General features: G+C 70.6%; 9 protein-coding genes. 1 reads left to right on the forward strand and 8 read right to left on the reverse strand.

The annotated features are described in order from the left end of the window. Window positions 1-54: 54 nt before the first annotated feature. From ACFY6S_RS04705 to ACFY6S_RS04740, 8 genes are all read right to left on the reverse strand, one after another. The gene (locus tag ACFY6S_RS04705) at window positions 55-348 is read right to left on the reverse strand and encodes a Dabb family protein (protein WP_388822782.1); all 294 of its coding nucleotides are present in this window, start codon (window positions 346-348) and stop codon (window positions 55-57) included. Window positions 349-406: 58 nt separating this feature from the next. After that, window positions 407-1162 (reverse strand): SDR family oxidoreductase, encoded by a 756-nt coding sequence (locus tag ACFY6S_RS04710; protein ID WP_388822784.1) that lies wholly within the window; start codon window positions 1160-1162, stop codon window positions 407-409. Between the two features lie 46 nt (window positions 1163-1208). Continuing rightward, window positions 1209-2969: an ABC transporter ATP-binding protein gene (locus tag ACFY6S_RS04715; protein WP_388822786.1), complete on the reverse strand. Its 1761-nt coding sequence runs from the start codon at window positions 2967-2969 to the stop codon at window positions 1209-1211. Continuing rightward, window positions 2966-4702, reverse strand: coding sequence for an ABC transporter transmembrane domain-containing protein (locus ACFY6S_RS04720; protein ID WP_388822789.1), 1737 nt, complete (start codon window positions 4700-4702; stop codon window positions 2966-2968). Before ACFY6S_RS04720 ends, ACFY6S_RS04715 begins: the two co-directional genes overlap by 4 nt. Before the next feature lie 128 nt (window positions 4703-4830). Continuing rightward, window positions 4831-5907 carry a branched-chain amino acid aminotransferase gene (locus ACFY6S_RS04725; RefSeq protein ID WP_388822791.1) on the reverse strand — a complete coding sequence of 359 codons (1077 nt, stop codon included), beginning with the start codon at window positions 5905-5907 and terminating at the stop codon, window positions 4831-4833. Further along, entirely contained in the window at window positions 5904-15593 is a 9690-nt protein-coding gene (locus tag ACFY6S_RS04730; protein ID WP_388822793.1) for an amino acid adenylation domain-containing protein, read from the reverse strand. Before ACFY6S_RS04730 ends, ACFY6S_RS04725 begins: the two co-directional genes overlap by 4 nt. A 42-nt stretch (window positions 15594-15635) precedes the next feature. After that, on the reverse strand, window positions 15636-16748 hold the full coding sequence (locus ACFY6S_RS04735; RefSeq protein WP_388822795.1) for a glycine amidinotransferase: 1113 nt from the start codon (window positions 16746-16748) through the stop codon (window positions 15636-15638). 80 nt (window positions 16749-16828) lie between these two features. Then, on the reverse strand, window positions 16829-17788 hold the full coding sequence (locus tag ACFY6S_RS04740) for a TauD/TfdA family dioxygenase (RefSeq protein ID WP_388822797.1): 960 nt from the start codon (window positions 17786-17788) through the stop codon (window positions 16829-16831). 438 nt (window positions 17789-18226) lie between these two features. Here ACFY6S_RS04740 and ACFY6S_RS04745 point away from each other — a divergent pair, with 438 nt between their 5' ends. Continuing rightward, entirely contained in the window at window positions 18227-19612 is a 1386-nt protein-coding gene (locus tag ACFY6S_RS04745) for a condensation domain-containing protein (RefSeq protein ID WP_388822799.1), read from the forward strand. Window positions 19613-19626: the final 14 nt, after the last annotated feature.

Below are 19626 nucleotides of genomic sequence, written 5' to 3' on the forward strand. Positions count from 1 at the left end.
CCCGGCGATCCGGCCGCGCCCGCGGTGCGCCGCCGGCCCGGCCGGATCGCACGGCTACAGCTCGAAGTCCGTGACCGCCCAGGTGGAGAACTGCCGCCACTGGTCCACGCCCCGCTGGTGAACCGGATGGTAGAGATACGTTTCCACGGCGCTCTTGTCCGCGAAACCGCCGATGACGGCGTAGTCGTACGCTATTTCCCGGTCGGCGATGTTCCGGCCGCATTTCCACTCCAGGATCTCAGGAATCGATTCCGGGAGAACACGGACGTCCCTGTCCGCTTCGAGGAAACGCGGGTCGTCCCAACCCACCCCGTCATGGAACTTGAACAGGACCACATGGCAGATCATCAATCCTCCGTCGCGAAATCGCGGATACGAGTCACTCGGGCACGGTCCGGGGCCGACGTCAGAAGCCGCGCAGACCACCCCCGTCCACCGGGACCATGACGCCGGTGAGGTAGGAAGCGGCAGGGGACATCAGGAACGCCGCGACCTTTCCGAACTCCGCCGGAGCGCCGTACCGACGCAACGGGATGTCGGCGGAGTTGCGCGCGCGGGCGGCCGCCACGTCACCGGTGCGGGCGTCGATCTCGCGCGCCCGGTCGGTGGCGACGCGGTACGGGAGGAGACCCACGACCCTGATGCCACGTGGACCGACCTCGTCAGCCAGGGACTTGGCGAACCCGGCCAGGCCGGGGCGGAGGCCGTTGGAGATGGTGAGGCCGGGAATCGGCTCACGCACCGAACTGGAGAGGACGAGGGCGATCACCCCGCCCTCCGGGAGCTGTTCGGCCGCTTCGCGGGCGAGCCGTACCGTACCGAGGAAGACCGAGTCGAACGCCGCCCGCCACTGGGCCTCCGTGCTGGTGGCCGCGGTTCCCGGCGGGGGGCCTCCGGTGCTGATCAGGACGCCGTCGAAGCTCCCGAAGGTGTCACGTGCGACGGTGATGAGCCGGTCGGCAGTGGCGGGGTCGGCGGTGTCGGCCGCCACTCCCGCGGCGCCGCCGCCGAGCGAGGCGGCCGCTTTCTCGGCGCGGCTCCCGTCGCGGCCCGCGAGGACGACCCGCGCGCCCTCGGCCACCAGCTCCCTGGCGGCGGCGAGGCCCAGCCCTCGCGATCCCCCGGTGACGACGAATGTCCTGGCTTTCAGTTCAAGATCCATGACCGTACTCCATGAGCCTCGCGTCCAGTCGGGTCGGTGGGCGATGTCAGGGCTGCCGTCCGGCCGCCGTGTGACGGTCCGACCAGGCGCGCCACAGCTCGGCGTAACGGCCGCCGGCCGCGAGCAGTTCGTCGTGGGTCCCCTGCTCGACGACGGATCCGTCGTGCATCACGAGGACGCGGTCGGCCGCACGGGCCTGAGCCAGCCGGTGCGCCACCACGAGAGCGGTACGGCCCCGCATCGCCGCTTCCGCCGCCCTCTCCAGTACGAGAGCGCCCGTCGAGCCGGCCTCCGCGGTGGCCTCGTCCAGCACCACGAACCAAGGGTCGCTCAACACGATGCGCGCCACGGCGAGTTGCTGCGACTGGTCCGCCGTCAGCTGATGTCCCTGGTCCCCGATGACGGTGTCCAGGCCGTCGGGGAGCGCCGCGACCCACCGGTCGGCCAGCGTCACGGCCAGCGCTTCCCGGATCTCCTCGTCCGACGCCCCGGGTGCGACCAGGGTGAGCGATTCCCGCACCGTACCGGCGAAGACATGCACGTCCTGGGTCACCAGGAACACGCCTGAGCCCGTCCCGGACCGCTCCGGGTCGTAGGGGACACCGGCGGCGGTCACCGTGCCGCCGGTCGGCCGCAGCACCCCGGCGGCGATCGCGCCCAGGGTGGTCTTGCCCGCTCCGGTGGCACCGACGACGGCGACCCGCTCCCCCGCGGCGATCCGCAGGTCGATGTCGCGCAGGACCGGCTTGCCCGGCACGTACTGATGGGTGATCCCCGACAGCACGACCTCCCCTGGCCCGGTGGCCGGCCCGGGGTCAGGGGCGGGCGGCATCGTCGCGATGCCCACGAGCCGGGCCAGGGCCGATCCGATCGCCTGGAACTGGTCGAAGGTGAAGAGGAGCCCTCCGATGGGAGTGAAGAGACGCAGGAAGTAGAGCGCCGCCGCGGTGACGGCGCCGACGGTGGTGAGGTCTTCGCGCACCAGGACGAACCCGAGACCGAGCAGCACACTCAGGCCGAAGAGTTCGGCCACGTTGTTGCGGTTCAGGAAGCGGAGCGTGAGCCGGTACACGGAGACGGAGATCCCGACGGCCCGGTCGGACGTGTCCTCGATCCGCCGGAGCAGTCCGTGCCCGATCCCGAAGGCACGCGCCGTCGGGGCGGCGTTGAGGCTGGTGAGGAGCGCCTCGGCGCGCTCTCCCTGGGCGATCCTCTGCTCGCGGTACAACCGCTCGGAGCGCGGCAGGAACCATCTCAGGCCGCCCACGTACAGCGGCACCGCCGTGAGCATGGCCAGGCCGAGCCGCCAGTCCAGGACCAGCACGCCCGCGGCGGTGAACGCGACGGTGACAGCCGAGTTCAGGACGATCGGCACGACATCCTTGAACCCTTCCGACACGGTCCGTACGTCGTCGGAGAGCCGGGAGAGCAGGTCCCCGGTGCTGGCCCGCTCGATCCGGTCCGCGGGCAGGTGCAGCGCCCGGACGAACACGCGCTCCCGCAGCGCGGCCAGCGCGGGCTCGGCCACCCGAGCCAGCGCGGCGACCGACACTCCGCCGAGCAGCGCGGACGCGACCGTCGCGGCGGCGATGGCCAGCGCCGAGGAGAGGATGGTGTCCCGGCCGGCGCGGATGTCATCGACGATCGTGCCGAGCACCCAGGGTGCCACGAGCCCGAAGGCACCGGCCAGCACCGTCGCGAGGGCCGCGGTGACGGCCGTCGGCCGGTTGCCGCGGCGCCACGCCAGGGGGCCGAGGAAGGCGAAGGTCTGCCGGTAGGTGCCGATCGGCAGCAGGTCCCGGCTCACCGCAGCACCAGCTCCTGGTACGCGGGGCGGCCGAGCAGCTCGCGGTGGGTGCCCTCCTCGACGACACGGCCGCCCGCCACGAACACCACGCGCTGCGCCCGGGCGAGCAGCGCGGGGCTCGTGGTCACGATCCAGGTGGTGCGCGTGCTCACGGAGCCGTGCCGCCGGGCGCTGATGCCGCGCGCGATGTGCTGCTCGGTGACCGCGTCCACCGCGGTGGTCGGGTTGTCGAGCAGCAGGGCCGGAGGGTCGGCCGCCAGCGCCCTGGCCAGCGCGATGCGCTGGCGCTGGCCGCCGGAGTAGGTCGCTCCCGTGGGCACCACCCGCTGGTCCAGGCCCTGTTCGTCGAGGCCGACGATGTCCTGCGCCGCCGCCGCGCCGAGGATGCCCATGAGATCGGTGTCGCTGTGCCGGCTGTCGGGGTCGAGGTTGCTGCGCAACGTGCCTTCCAGGAGTTCGGTGTGATGGGGGTTCACCAGGCGGCGCGCGGTGCGCGCCCGGAGGCTCAGCTCGCCGATCGCGACGCCGTCGAGCAGGACCTCGCCGGTGATGTCCGGGCCGTGGATCTCACCGGCGAGCAGGCCCATGAGGGTCCGGGTGACGACCGGGTCGTCCACGACCAGGCAGAGCAGTTCGCCCGGCCGCGAGGTGAGGGTGAATCCGTTCAGGGGGCCGATGGTCACGTCCTGGAGGGAGACCGCGGGGGCCGGGCCGGGCGGCGGCTCCTCGGGACCGTCGGCCAGCAGGGGCGGCGTACCCAGGAAGTCGACGATCCGGGCCGCCGAGGCGTGGGCGGCGGCCACCTGCGCGCCGACCCGGCCGAGGGCCTGGAGGGGCATCGCGAGGAACTGGGTGAGTCCGACGATGGCGACCAACTCCCCGATGGTGATGCCGCCTTCCAGCGCCCGCTTGCCGGCGAGCAGGGTGACCCCCGCCAGGAGGAGTCCGCTGAGCCCGGTGGTGATGCCTTCCATGACCCCGTGGGAGCCCGCGAGCCGGATGCCGGCGGCCCTGGCGACCTGGCTCCGTGCCCGGTAGCGTGCGGCGGCCTCGTCCTCGGCGCCGATGCCCTTGATGACGCGCAGACCGCGCACCAGGTCCGCCGCCGTGCCGCTGGTCCTGGCGATCTCGGTCTGCTGGTCGCGGTTGCGGCGGGACAGCACGGGTGTGACGAACTGGATGACGGCCAGCACGAGCGGCACGCCGAGCAGTACGGCGAGCCCGATCGCGAGGTCGATGCGCAGCAGCACGGCCGCGCTCACCAGCACCGCGACGGCCGAGGCGAACGTATAGCCCACGGCCCTGGCCAGGCCCCCGACACTCGCCGTGTCGGAGGTGGCCAGGGAGAGGGTGCCGCCGGACAGGGTGCCGGTGCGCGCACCGGCCGGCCGCAGTACGTGGTGGGCGATCTCGCCCCGAAGCCGGTGGTTCTCCCGCTGGTCGACCCGGTACGCGTCGGCGGCACCGAAGCGGTACGTGAACATCAGCGAGGCGAACACCATGACCAGCACGCCGCCCCACAGGGCGAGGCTGGTGACGCTTCCCCCGGCGACCGCGTGGTCGATGACCAGGCCGACCACCACGGGAACCATCGCCTCGGACAGCTGCCAGGCCGCCAGCAGGCCGAAGGAGCGTGCCACGGCGACCCGGTTGCGGCGGATTCCCCGGAGCAGCAGCTTCAGCGCGGAACCGGGGGCCGGGGCCGTCCCGTCCCGGAAGGAGTGAGATGACATCTGTGCCCGCTCACACCACTCGTCGGACAGGGGCCGGTGCGTCCTTGATCAACGCCGTCGTCATGGTGGTTCTCACGCTGCTCCCGTCGGTTGATGCGTCAGGTGATACGCCGGGTGGTCCAGTGCCCTCAGAGCACTCTCCGCATCCAGCCGAATGGGTCCTCCGCCCGGCCGTGCTGGATGTCCAGCACGTGCTCCCGGAGCGCCGTCGTCCGCTTTCCGGGGGTGCCGTTGCCGATGACGAACTCATAGCCGTCCCCCTTCAGTGCCACGACCGGGGTGACCACGACGGCAGTGCCGACGGTGAACACCTCGGTGATGGTGCCGTCCTCGGCCCCGGAACGCAGCTCGTCCAGGGTGACCGTCCGCTCCTCCGGGACCAGGCCGAAGGCGGCGGCCAGCCCGAGCACGCTGTCGCGGGTCACCCCCGCGAGGATCGTGCCGAGGGCGGGTGTGACCAGCCGGCCGTCCGAGAGGACCAGACACAGGTTCATCGTCCCGGCCTCCTCCAGCCTTCCCTCCCCCGAGCTGTCCAGGTACAGGACCTCTTCGCAGCCGTGTTCCCGGGCGTCGGTCTGCGCGGCCAGTCCCGCGGCGTAGTTGGCGCCGCACTTGACCGCCCCGGTGCCGCCCCTGGCCGCGCGAGTGTACCGGTCGCTCACCCACAGGGTGATGCCGGAGGAGTAATAGGAGCCGGTCGGGGTCGCGATCACCGAGTACGTGACCTGCCGGGCGGGTCGCAGACCGAGGAACGGGTCGGCGCCGAACATGAAGGGCCGCAGATACAGGCTCCGTTCGCCGTCAGGCGCGGGGACCCAGGGCTCGTCCGCCCGGATCAGTCCTTCCACGCTGGCCAGGAAGTCCTCGACCGGCAGCTCGGGCAGCGCCAGGCGCCGCGCGGAACGGGCGAATCGGCGTGCGTTGGCCTCCGGGCGGAACAGCCACACGCTGTCGTCGGCGTGCCGGTACGCCTTCAAACCCTCGAAGATCTCCTGGGCGTAGTGCAGTACGGCGGCGCCCGGGTGGAACGTGAAGGGTTCCAGCGGGCCGATGCCCCGGTCGTGCCATCCGTTGTCCGGTGTCCATGAGGCGAAGGCCATGTGATCGGTGAAGTACCGGCTGAACACGGGTGCGCCGAGTATCCGGGCCCGTTCGGCCTCCGGCACGGGGTGTGCCGTCCGCGTCAGAGGGAAGTCCGCGCTCACCGGTCTCCTCCCGTCGCTCCCGCGAACTGTTCGAGGATCGCCCGGTAGGTGTCGGCGAACCTGTCCACGGTGCTCTCCTCGAACAGGCTTGTGGCATAGCTGAAGACGCAGGCGAGCGCCCGGCCACCGTCGTTGATCACCAGTCCGAGGTCGAATTTGGCACCGGTGGGCGACTGCCCTTCGGCCGCGTAGCCGGTGAGGTCGTGGGTGCGCAGCAGCCCCTGCCCGGCCGCTCCGGCGCTGTCGGCCCGGTCCGCCTCGGCCTCGGCGAAGGAGTTCACGTCGAACCAGACCTGGAACAGCGGGTGCCGGCTGGGGTCGGCCGGCAGGTTCAGATGGCCCACCAGCCGCTCGAACGGCATCTCCTGGTGTTCCTGGGCCTCGATCACCCGTGCCGCGACCTTGCCGATCATCGTCCGGACGTCGTCCTCGCGGTCGATGTCGAAGTCGAGGGCGAGCGAGTTGACGAAGCAGCCGATCAGATCGTGGGTCTGGTGGTGTGTGCGGTTGAACGCCGGGATGCCGACGACGAGGTCGGCGCGGTTCGTGAACGCCTGGAGCAGCAGGTAGTAGGCGGCCAGCAACACGCTGAACAGACCGGCGTCGGCCTCCCGGGCCAGCCGCCGCAGCGCCGTCGTGGTCTCCTCCCCCAGCTCGACCACGAGCTGCCCGCCCCGGTGGTCCGCCCGGCGCGGCCGCACGCGGTCGGTCGGCAGCTCCAGCGGCTGGCGCCCTTCCAGCCGGTTCCGCCAGTACGCCAGCAGTTTGCCGAGCCGGTCGCCGCTCAGCCTGCCGCGCTCCCAGGCCGCGAAGTCGCGGTACTGGACGGTGAGCGCGGGAAGGGCCGGCCGCGCGTCCCTCTCGGTGGGCGGCCGTGTGAAGTGCCGGTGCAGTGCGTCGAGTTCGGCGAGGAGGAGATCCGCCGACCAGCCGTCGAAGGCGATGTGGTGCACCAGTATGCCCACGAAGGCGCGCCGTTCGGCGCCCACGCCCCGCTGGTAGAAGGTGATCCGGACCGGCGCCTCCCGGGCGAGGTCGAAGTGGTGGCCGGCCTCGGCCCTGGCCTCGGCGGTCAGGTCCGCCTCACCGGCGGCGGTGCGGTGCCGTACCACCATGGGCACGTGGCGGTGGTCGAGGACCATTTGGTGCAGGTCCCCGCCGGGGGCGCGCCGGATCACCGTCCTGAGCACCTCGTGGCGTTCGTAGACGGCGCGGAAGCAGCGTTCCAGCAGCGCCACTTCGACGCCCGGCAGCAACGCGTAGCTGAGATGGATGTTGTACACATCGCTGCCCTGCTCGTACTGGTCGATGAACCACAGCCTTTCCTGGGCGAACGACAGCGGCTGCCGCGACGGGTCCGAGGGCCGGGCCGGCTCGATCGGTACGGGCCCGGCCGCCACGGTGTCCAGACCCTCCACCAGGTTCGCGACCGTCCGGTACCGGAAGACCGCGGCGACGCCGAGGTCGATGCCCGTCTCGGCGGCGAGACCGCTGATCAGCTTGATCGACAGGAGACTGTTGCCGCCCAGTCCGAAGAAGTCGTCGTGGACGCTGATCCGGTCGGGATCCATCGCCAGGACCCCCGCCATGACGGCCCGTGCCTTCTCCTCCGTCCCGTTGCGGGGAGCGGTGAACCGGCCGCCCCCGGTGAGCTGGGGGCCGGCCGCCGGAGCGGGCGGCGCCTCAGCCGGGACACCGCGGCGCCCGACGGACCGCAGACTGCCGTCCGGGGCCCACCGCACCAGGTTGCCGGTCCTGTACAGGGGCTCGTTGCCGGAGCCGTCCACGGGCCCCGGCCCCGCACCGCCGATGCACAGCTCGCCCACCGCGCCGACAGGAAGCGGCCGGAGGTCGCTGTCGAGCACATGGACGGACCGCATCCGGCCGTGGCCCGCGTGGGCGGTGTCGTCGTCGTGCCGGTACGTCAGGTCCGGGATCGTCAGCCGCCGCTGTGCCGTCGCGTCCCCGGCGAGACCGGCGAACTGCCGCAGGAGCTGGACGTATGTCTCCCCGAAGCTCTCGACGGTCGCGTGGTCGAACAGACCGGTCGCGTAGTTGACGTTGACCTCCAGCTCGTCGCACGAGTCGTCGACGGAGGTGCTGAGGTCGAACCTCGCGACCCGGTACAGCTCACGGGTCAGGTTCGTCGTGCGAAGAATCTCGCGCGGCCCGTCCCGCCGGCCGCGCGAGGGAGCGCCGAAGCTCTGCACGCTGAAGGTCACTTGGAAGACCGGGTGGCGGCTCATGTCACGGGGGACGTCCAGCGCCGTCAGCAGCTGTTCGAAGGGCAGTTCCTGGTGCAGGAGCAGGTCCATGACCTCGCGCGAGGTCGCCTCGATGTGGTCGGCGACGGTCCCGGCCGGGTCGACGCGCACCCGCAGCGGCAGGGTGTTGATGAAGAATCCGACGAGACGCTCCAGCCGGGGGTGGTCCCGGTTCGCGACGGGCACGCCGACGACGATGTCGTCCTGGTCGCTGAAACAGCGCAGCGCGAGGTGGTGGGCGCTCAGCAGCAGGCTGAAGAGGCTGACCCGCATCTGCTGCGCCAGTCGCCGGAGCCCGTGCGACACCTCCGCATCGACGGTGAGGTAGACGTCCGCGCCCCGGTAGTCGATGGTGTCCGGCCGTGGCCGGTCCGGTACGAGTTCCAGGCGCGCGTGCCCCTGGAGTTTCTCCGCCCAGAACCGGGCGAGCGCGTCGGCCCGCTCGCCGGTGAGGTACCGCCGCTGCCAGGCGGCGAAGTCCCGGTAGCTCAGCTCCGGGGCGGGGAGGCGCCGTGCGGGGCCGGTGCCGGGCGGCGCTTGCTCCAGCAGGGCGTAGGCGGCCGTCAGGTCTTCCAGGAGCACATCGGTCGACCACCCGTCGAAGGCGATGTGGTGGATCACGAACGCCAGATAACGGGCCGCGGGCCGCTCCACCTCGTAGAGCCGCATGTGCAGCGGACCCTCGTTCGCGAGATCGAAGACCCGCTCCACATCGCGCCGCAGGTGCTCGCGCAGGGCTTCGGTGTCGGGCACCCGGACGACGGGCGGCGGCGCCTCGTCCCTCTCCCGTACGACTTGGTATCCGACGCCGTTGCGGGTCTCCTTGATGAGGGTCCGCAGGATCTCGTGACGCTCGACCACCGCGCGCACGCCGGCCAGCAGGATGCCGCTGTCCACGTGGTCGGCGACGCCGAGGACGAGCGGAACGTTGTAGGCGTGGGTTCCGCGTTCGAACTTCTCGATGAACCAGAGGCGTTCCTGCGCGAAGGACAGCAGCTGGTCCTCCGGTCGGTCGAAGACGGTGGGGGTGATCTCGGCGGGGTGGGCACGCCGGATGTCGAGCCCCTCGGTGAACGCCCGGACCGTCCTGGTCTCCAGGAGGTGTGCGACGGTCACCGCCAGGCCGAGTTCGCGCCGGACCAGCGAGACGAGTTTGACGGAGAGCACGCTGTTGCCGCCGAGCCGGAAGAAGTCGTCGTCGATGCCGACCTCCTCCGTCCGCAGTCCGAGCAGTCCTGCGACGGCCGCGCACAGGTCGGCCTCCAGGCGTGAGCGGGGCGGTGTGATCTCCGGCGTGGGGGCGAACTCCGGATCGGGCAGGGCCGCGCGGTCCACTTTGCCGCTGATGGTGCGCGGCAGGGCGGCGAGCCGGACACAGGCGGCCGGCACCATGTGCGTGGACAGGTTGCGCCGGAGGAAGCCGGTCAGTTCGTCGGCGTCCAGGGCGCTGTCGGAGACGTAGTAGCCCATCAGGAGCGGACGGCCGATGTCCTTGACGACGACCACGGCCTGCCGGACCGCGGGGTGGCGCAGCAGGGCCGCCTCGATCTCGCCGAGTTCGATGCGATGGCCGTGCAGTTTGACCTGGGCGTCATTGCGCCCGATGAACTCCAGAACCCCACCGGGGAGGAGGCGTACGAGGTCTCCGGTGCGGTAGAGCCGGACCGGGGCCGTGCCGCCCGTGACGGCCGGGGGGAGGGTCACGAACCGCTCGGCGGTGAGATCGTCCCTGTGCAGATAGCCGCGGGCCAGTCCCCCGCCGCCGATGTGCAGTTCACCGACCGCGCCTACCGGGAGCGTCCGGTGGAACGCGTCCAGGACGTGGGCGGTCTCGTTGCCGAAGGGTCTTCCGAGATTGACCGGCAGACCGTCACGCGGCTCCGTGTGCCGGTAGCGCCAGGAGGTGGACCAGATCGTCGTCTCGGTCGGCCCGTAGACATGGACGAGGTCCAGCGAGGCCGCTGTCACCCGGTCGAGCAGCTCCTGGTCCAGCTTCTCCCCACCGACGAGCAGCAGTGTGCCGTCGGTGCCGGTCAGCCGGTCCAGCAGCACGTCGCACACGGTGGGTGTCGCCTGTACGAAGTCGTACGGCCGGCAGTCCAGGGTGTCCGGGATTCCGATGGCGAGTTCGACCATGCCGCCGGTGGACAGCGGCAGGCCGTACTCCAGGCCGAAGATGTCGAATACGTGATTGGTCAGGCTGTAGGTGCTGACGGATTCCCGGTCGGGGAAGTACCGCTCGCTCACCTGGGAGACGAGCAGGTCGAACGACCCGTGCTCGACCATGACGCCCTTGGGGTCGCCCGTGGTGCCGGAGGTGTAGAGGACATACATCAGTTCGTCGGCGGCGGGACGCGGACCGGGGCTGACGGGGGGCGCCGCGGCGAGGGCGGCGGCCGTCTCCGGAGTGTCCAGGGCGAGGACCGCCGGGCTCCGGCGTGGCTCGCCGAGGCCGGCCAGACGCGCGGCGTCGCGGTGGGTGGTGAGGACCGTCGCCGCCTTCGTGTCCGTGAGGATGTACGCGATCCGCTCGTCCAGGTAGCTGGGGTCCAGGAGCACGTACGCGCCCCGCGCCTTGGCCACGGCCAGGATCGCCACCATGAGGTCGATGCCCTTGCCCATGCAGACGACGACCGGTTCCTCGGGATCGAGACCGTCCGTCCCGGCCAGCAGGTGCGCGAGCCGGTTGGCGCGTTCGTCCAGGGCGCGGTAGGTGAGGGCGGCGCCCTCGCAGCTCACGGCGGTGTGTTCCGGCCGTCGTTCCGCCTGAGCCTCGAACCGGTCGAGGAAGGTACCGGCGGTGGCGGGTTGGGGCGGTTGCGGGTTGAGGAAGCCGGTGACCCGCGCGCGCTCCTCCTCGGTCAGCAGCTGGATCGCGCTCCAGGGGCGCTGGGCCCCGGCGAGCACCCCGTCCAGCAGGTGACGCTGCATCCGCAGCAGCTCCTCCGCCAGGTGTGGGTCGAAGAGTTCGGCGGCGTAGGCCAGTCGGAGCCTGATGCTGTCGGGCGTCTCGGAGACGATCATGGACAGCGGGTAGTCGAGCTTCTCGAACTCTTCGGCGTCCCGTACCGAGAACGCCTTCTGCCAGCCGTCGGGGCTGATCCTGGGCCAGTTCTCGTAGATGAAGAGGGAGTCGAACAGCCGGTTCGCACCCTCGTGCAGCGCGGACAGGTTCACGGTGCTCCGCGCGTTCAGCGTATTGATGCGGCGCTGCACGTCACGCAGGGTGTCCACGACCAGCTCGTCCGGGGCGCCGCTCGTCAGCACCAGGGGCAGGGTGTTGATCAGCAGGCCGACGGTGCGGTCGATGTCGTCCGTCGGGATGTTGCGGCCGGACACGACGACACCGGTGATGGTCTGCCGCGAGCCGCTGTAGCAGGCCAGTGCCTTGTGCCAGAGGCTGAGGAAGAGCGCGTTCGAGGTGACCCCTGCCTGCTGGGTCAGCCGCCGCACCCGGGCGAGCGGTTCACCGGAGATGGTGACCGCGGCTTCCCGCATGTCCTCGACGCGCCGGATCTCCTCGGTCCGTACGCCGCCCGCCCGCGCGGCCGGGCGCAGCAGCCCCCGCAGGTCCATCCGGTCCTCGTACCCGGCGAGGTACTCGCGCCAGTAGCCGTCCTCGTCGCGGTGGTGGTCCTGGAGGTAGCGCTGTGCCGCCCCGTAGCCCCGGTCCGGAGCGCTGTCCACGGGCAGGCCGGCGAGCAGAGCCTGATAGGTGTCGTGCACGAAGTCCAGCAGGACGGTGATGCTCCAGCCGTCCAGGATCGAGTGATGGTGGCTGAACAGGCAGGTGTGGTGCCCGTCCCCCAGCCGCACCAGATGAATCCGGAACAGCGGGCCGCGGCCGAGGTCGTAGGGCTCCGCACGGTCCTCTTCCCGGATCGCCCGCAGCGCTTCGGCCCGGCGCTCGGGGGGCTCGTGGCTCAGATCGTGGTAGCGCCAGTCCGGTGTGCCGTGCGCGTCGACGATCTGGACCAGGTCGTCCTGCCAGCCGAAGCGCAGCCGCAGGCTCGGGTACTTGCGCTGTGCGGCCAGCCACGCCTCGCGCAGCAGCCGCGGCTCGATCGCGGTGGCGTAGCTCCACATCATCTGGACGATGTAGGCGTCGTCGGTCCCGCCCTGGGTCAGGGCGTGGTAGATGAAGCCCTGCTGAAGGCTGTTGGCCAGGTGGACGCTGTCGATCTCGCGGTCGGCCTGGAGCTCGTCGAGGTACTCCGGGCGGACCACGCGGTCGACGTCGGAGGGGGTGAGGTAGGTCCGCTCCATCCGCGACAGCTCGTCGACGAGAGCGGTCAGCGACTCCTCGAACCGGCGGGCGAAGCGGTCGCCGGTCTCCTGCCCCAGCTTGTTCGCCAGGGTGAACGTGAGGCGGCCGTCGACGACCCAGCCGTTGACCGTCATGATGTTGCCGTCCCGGTTGGCCGGGTCCACGGCGATGCCCGCGTCCTCCCGGGTGAGCCGCCAGCGCGCCTCCGGGCCCGGCGCCTCGTCGTGGTCGAGCCGACCGAGGTAGTTGAAGTTGATCCGGGGCAGCCGGCCGGCGTCGTACCCGTACAGGGCGCCGTATCCGATGCCCTTCGCCGGGATCGCGCGCAGCGTCTCCTTCGTGGCGCGCAGACCGGCGAGACGGTCGGGCCCGGCGCTCAGCCGCACGGGAAACATGGTCGTGAACCAGCCGAGGGTACGGGACACGTCCAGCCGGGGGCCGATCTCCTCCCGGCCGTGCCCCTCCAGCAGGATGTAGTGGTCCGTCTCGCCGGTCAGGTCGCGGAGGGCCTGCGCGAAGGCGGCGAGAAGCAGGTCGTTGATCTGGGTGCGGTAGGTGTGGTGGCTCTCCCGCAGGAGCCTGCGGGAGGTGTCCCGGTCCAGGGTCAGTCCGGACACCGTGTGGGTGTCTTCGCTGAGCACGAGTCCGCGCAGCGCCGCGTCGCCGGTCCGCGCGAACCCCTCGACCGTCCGCTGCCAGTGGTCCCGCTCGTCCGGATGCCCGTCCGCGTACCGCTGGAGGGCCTCGCCCCACTGCCCGTAGCCGCTGCCGGCCGGCAACAGGGCGCGCCCGTGGTACAGCGCCTCCAGTTCCTCGGTGAGGATCCGCCAGCCCACGGCGTCGACGATCAGGTGATGGCAGGCGACGAACACCCGTGCGCTGCCGTCGGGAAGCCCGTCCACGTAGCCCACGCGGTAGACCGGGCCGCGGCGCAGATCGAAGTCGCTCTGCCAGGCGGTGAACAGTTCCTGGAGGTCTTCGGTGCCGTCGGCCGCGGCCACCGCCAGGTCGGTGGGCCGGAAGTCGTCCGTGTAGTACTGGCCGGCTTCCTCGTCGGTGCCGTACCGGTACCGGAGGCGGAACGCGCCGTGCCGGTCTCCGAGTTCCCGCACGGCCCGCCGCAGCCGTTCCTGATCCAGCGGCGGGGTCGCGATCAGGAACGCCTGGTTCCAGTGGTCCGGCCGGGTGAACTCCTGGTCGAAGAACCACCGTTGGACGGGCAGCAGCGGCGCCTCACCCATCGGTACCGCCGCCTCGCTCACCGCGCCGCCGTCCGGCGCCCCGGCGCCCTCGCTCAACCGGCGGGTCAGCAGGGCGCAGAGGGCCGCGACGGTGGGCTGGTCGAGCACCTCGTTGACCAGGAGGTGGACACCGAACCGCTGGCGCACCCTGCTGAGCATCTGGATGGCGACGATGCTGTCACCGCCCAGCTTGAAGAAGTCGTCGGTGGTCCCGAGCGGTTCCGCGCCGTGGCCGAGCACCTCGGACCAGACCTCGCACACCGCACGTTCGAGGTCGGTACGCGGGGCCACATAGGTCTTCTGCCGGAGCTGTTCGGGCTCCGGCAGGGCAGCGCGGTCCACCTTGCCGTGCGCGGTCAGCGGGAGAGCGTCGAGGAAGACGTAGGCGGCGGGCAGCATGTAGGGCGGCAGCGTTCCGGCGAGGTACTGGGCCAGTTCCTGCTCCGAGCAGCCGAACTCGCCCGCCACCACATACGCGACCAGCGCGCGCGACCGCCGGCCTTCGCCTGCCGCGCGGGCGACGACGACCGCCTGGAGCACGTCTCCGTGGGTCTGTATCGCGTGCTCGACCTCGGCCGGCTCGATGCGGTACCCACGGATCTTGACCTGGTCGTCGTTGCGGCCGATGTACTCGAATTCGCCCCCGGGAAGGCGGCGCACCAAGTCGCCCGTCCGGTACAGCCGGACGGGACCGCCGCCGTCGGGAACGGGTCCGGAGGCACCGTCGCCGGCCCCTGCCGGGAGGAGGTGCTCCCGGAAACGTTCGGCGGTCCGTTCCGGCCGGCCGAGATAGCCCCGGGCGAGGCCGATGCCTCCGATGAACAGCTCCCCGGCCTCGCCGTCCGGCACCGGCCGTCCCTCGGGGTCGAGCACGTAGCCCCGGTATCCGTCGTAGAGGCGGCCGATGTTCGGGACCGCCCCGGCCGGCAGGGGATGGACCGGACCGGCACATGTCCCCACGGTCGCCTCGGTCGGACCGTACTCGTCGTACACCGTCAGGTCCTGCCCCGGACGCGTACGGATCCGCTCCAGCACCGTCCGGTGCAGCTTCTCCCCGCCCAGGACGACCGTCCGGACGCCGGTCCTGTGCAGTCCGTCCGCGATCAGGGCGAAGTAGCCGGGCGTGAGCTTGACGAAGGTGACCTCCCGCCGGGCCAGGAACTCCCGGTAGGCGTCCGCGTCCTGGACCGGCCCGTCGTAGACGGCGACGCGTGCGCCCAGGGCGAGCGGGGCCAGGGTCGTCGTCACCGTCAGGTCGAAGCTGACGGACGTCGAGTAGTCGCAGGTGTCCTCGGCGGACAGGCCCAGGTGGACGTTGGCGTTGCGGATGTAGTTGACGACGGACCGGTGCTCGACCATGACGCCCTTGGGGCGGCCGCTCGTGCCCGAGGTGAAGATGACGTACGCGAGCCGGTCCGCCGTGGCGGGTTCGTCCCCGACCGCCTCGTCCGCCGCCGACGGCTCCCCGGCCGGCACGGGCTCGTCGGCCGCGCGCACCGCGGTGTCGCCCGGGCCGCCGGTCCGGACGATGTCCGTCAGGCGCGCGTGGTGGGCCCGGTCGGTCAGCACCACCCGGCAGGCGGTTTCGCCGAGAAGGAGCCTGATCCTGTCGTCCGGGGTGTCCGGCGAGACCGGCACGTACGCGCCTCCGGCCTTCAGGACCGCGAGCATGCCGACGACGACGTGCGGCCCGCGTTCCATGACCAGCATCACCAGGGACTCCGGCCCCACCGCGTGCGTACGCCGGAGAATCCGGGCCAGGGCGGTGGCACGGCCGTCGAGCTCCCGGTACGTCAGGCTGGTGTCGCCGCAGATGACGGCGGTGGCCTCCGGGTGTTCACGGGCCCGCTTCTCGAACAGATGGTGCACCAAGGTCCCTGCGGGCGGGGCGGAGTCATCGTGCGAACGACGCATGCGCATCTTCCTCAGAGATGGGGCGAACGGTTCTCGGACGAGTCAGGAACCCAGCGTGGGGAAGTACGACTGCCTGCCGCCCGCCCGCCGGATGTCCACCGTGCAGCAGTGGAAGCTGCCGCCGAAGTGGTAGACGTTGGCGAACGGGATGGCGATGACCCGGAACCCCAGTGACTTGAACAGCTCGATCATCGGCTTCTCCCGCTCCTCGCAGATGATCGTCTCCTCGTTCACGTTGAGGACGTTCATGGAGATCCAGTTGCTGACCTCCGGGGTGCTGTAGAAGCTGCCCCGGACCGAGGGCTCCGCGGTGATCACCCGCCAGCCGTTCTCCTCGAAGAACGCGATCGTATCGCCGATCGGCGGACGTTCGGGGTTGATCATGACGAGCCCGGCGCGGAGCGGCACCATCGTCGCGTCGATGTGCTGAGGGTGGGGGTCACGGAAGCGGACCCGGTGGAGGCGGTACTCCGGGCCGAGGTGCCGGGCCAGCCAGCCGGCACCGAAGTCGTTCGTCACGACATCCGGCTGGTAGAAGATGTCCTTCCCCATGCGGCTGAAACTCGCCGCGTCGAAGCAGGGTTCCACGTCGGTCAGCGACGGGTGTTCGTCCGCGTCGAAGGGACCGTCCTCGACGGAGAAGTCCTGGACGTACATCTCGTCGGCCATGCTCGGCTTGGGAGCGGCCGTCCACTTGGCGCCCTGGCGGAAGTACTCCCGCACCAGCCTGCGGTAGGGCAGGTACTCGAAGAAGCGACTCCGCATGGCCATGGGGGCCTCGATGATCTCGTCGCCGACGACGAGCAGGACGTCGCGGGGGCACGCGCTGGTGTTCTGGCTGCGCACGTGGAACGACGGCGTCTTCACCTCGGTGAAGAAGTCGGTCGGCGTGGGCCTGCGCACGATGACGTTCTCGCCCTCAAGCACCCTTGCGAGGTTGTCCAGTTGTCGGGTCGCCGCCTCGATCTCCGCGTCACTGCGCCGTGCCGCCTGGAACGTCCGCTGCCCGGGGGCCGGGAAGTAGGGCCGCAGGGCGGGTTCGAAGCCGGGGCTCGCCGAGTTCGCCACACTCCCGACGATGACCTCTTCGAGCGGGTCCCAGCCATTGTGGGAATTGACCACCCGCTGCGTGGGGTTGCCGAGCGTCTCAGGCATGTACCTTCCTCCGATGGCGAGTTGAGGATGTCGGTGCGTGCGGAACGTGCGTGACCAACACGGCGGACAGGCCCCGTGGGTCAACTCATCGCGACGACTGTCTTGCGGGCACCCCGATACGGGTTGCGGCCATGCGCGAAGAGGAGGTTGTCCACCACCAGGACGTCTCCCCGCTGCCAGGGAACGACCACCTTCTCCTGCTCGTAGATCTCGCGGATGTGCTCCAGAACCGCCGGCTCGATCGGATCCCCGTTGCCGTAGAACGCGTTGCGGGGGACGTTGTCGATGCCCAGCTCCTGGACGAGCGAGCCCTGTTCGGCGGGCGCGAGCGCGGAGATGTGGAAGAGATGCGCCTGGTTGAACCAGACCCGCTCTCCGGTCCGCGGGTGCGGCAGGGTCGCCCGGCAGTGCTGGCGGGTGCGCAGCACGGGGCCCCCCGGCTCCCACTCGGCCTCGATGCCGTGTGCCGCGCAGTACGCCCCGACCTCCGCGCGGTCGGAGGTCTGGAAGACCTCCTGCCAGCTCAGGTCGATGCCCTCGGTGAAGTTCCGGACGTAGAGCACGCCCGTACGCTCGAACTTCTCCCGTACCACCGGGTCGATCCCCTGGTACACGCGCCGCGAGTCGGCCGTCGGGGTCTCACCGCCCTGTTCGGCGGCCACCGCGCAGTAGAAGTAGAGGCGACTGGGCCAAGAGTCGGTGTACGAGTTCTCGTTGTGCAACGGGATCGTCCGGTCCGCTGGGTACTCCGTCGCCGTGTACAGCTTTCCGCCGACCTTGGTGCGGGGCGTGGAGCGGTGAACGTACTCGAGAAGGTCCGAACCGAACGTCTGCACCACCCGGTTGAACTCGGACACCGAATGGATGCCGAGATCGCGCAGGACGACCCCGCCGTAGGTGGTGAGGAGTTCCTCGGTACGGGACAGGTTCTCGGCAAGCCACGAGAAAGGGTCCGCGCCCGCGCCGGGACGTAACAGCACGGGGCCGCGGCCGTCATTCGAAGCGAACTCGATACCCTCGCCATCGCCGGGGTGTTTCACCTTGGGCTCCTAGCCTGGTCACCAGTGCTGCGGCACACGCGGGCACCCGTACTCGCGGAGAGGTACGGTGAATCCCGGAAACAGGGATGGAAATCTGCCCCTCGCAGTGCCTTTTCACCGAAGCATCGGCAGACCGCTTCAAGGACTGAGACGGAAATGACGGACCACGTGTCGCGTCGAACAATCGTGCGGAAACGAGCGGGGGCAAGCGAGTTCCTGATTGAAACGCTAAGCGGCCCCGTCGATCAATGTCAACAGTACGTCGCCGGTGACATGACATCTGCCGCCGTGCTAGCTTCAAAATGAAGACGCGTCATTTCCTGGGCGCCTCACGATGGCCTGAAACAGTCTCATGGCTCGAACCCCTCCCCCGATGAGAGGTGACAAGCGGCCCCCGTCACCCATTGGGCTCACGGAAAGGCAGGGCGAGGGAGAGATGTGCGGTTAACCACGGAACCACACTTCCTCAACATCCCATTCAGCGGGAGGCGGTCAGGAGATTTTCCGCTCACATGGGGTCAGCGCTGGATATGGAACTTGGTGGCAGCACGCGCTCCGCATTACGCCGACCTGGGCGACAGCTACACCGTAGCAATTCCGGACATATGCAACATGAATGACGTGTCCGAAGCCCTCTCGGCACTCCTCAGCCGCTACGAAACCTTTCGCAGCAGCTTCTGCCTCTCCACCGACGGAAAACCGCGCCAGCTGATTCTGGCCGAAGGCCATCTCCGGGCCGAGGTACGAGACGTCGCGGCGGACGACGCCGAGGCGGCGGCCGGCACCCTCGAAGCCGAGTTCAACAGCGTGCCGTTCACGCTTCCCGAACTCTCCCTGCGCGCGGCGGTCGTCACCTCGGAGGGCGTTCCGAGGTTCGTCGTCATCTGTTCCTTCCACATGGCCATGGACTGCCACGGCATGGTCTCCGTCCTCGACGATTTCACCTCCCTCCTGGCCGGAGATCCGGTCGGTGCCGAGGCATCGGACCCCGGCCGCGTGACGCACCCGGCCGACCGGGCGCGCGAAGAGGCCGAAGCGGACAGCGCCCGACGATCGGCCCGGGGCATCCAGTTCTGGGAGCGGGAACTCGCCAAGTTTCCGGACGACCCCCTTCCGTATTCCGGTCACCGGCCGGAGAGCCCGCGCTACCAGACGTTCGCGCTGCGCTCCGCCGCCGTACGCGTCGCCGCGCTCCACCTCGCCGCGGAGCTGGGCGTCACCACGGCATCGGCCGTGCACGCCATGGCCGCGACGCTGGTGGCCCAGCGGACGGGAAGCCGGACATGCGGCTTCGTCATGGCGGCGAGCCACCGGTTCGACCCCGACGCGGTGAGCTATCCCGGCACTCTCGTCCAGGGCGTCCCGGTGGCCGTCGACGTGGCCGGCGGCACACCGCGTCAGCTCATCACGCGGACCCACCGCGCGGGGATGCTCGCGGCCCTGGCCGGCTACTGCGACCCCGACGACCTGGCCGACGTGCTGCGCGAGTCGTACGGCCCGGAGAAGACCCGCGCGCGGCTGGCGTGCGTCGTGAACCTTCACCTGCCGGACCCCGCGGGCACCGCGGGAGCGCCGACGGCCGGCACCGTGGTCACCAGGGAGCGGGCCGAGCGCCTGCTGGCCGAGTCCCGGTACGAGTACGTCGAGGGAACCCCCGTGGAGAACGAGCGCTTCTACCTGGCCGCGCAGGGGAACTCGGCGGACTTCTCCATCTCGCTGCGGGCCGACACGGCGGCGCTCGCCCCAAGCGAGATCGCGGGGTTTCTGCGCGATCTGGAGCGAGCCCTCATCGCCTGTCTGCCCGAGGCCGGCCCGGCGGCCTGAGCGCGCTGTGCGCT

This window comes from Streptomyces sp. NPDC012835 (genome assembly GCF_042900885.1).
Classification (GTDB): domain Bacteria; phylum Actinomycetota; class Actinomycetes; order Streptomycetales; family Streptomycetaceae; genus Streptomyces.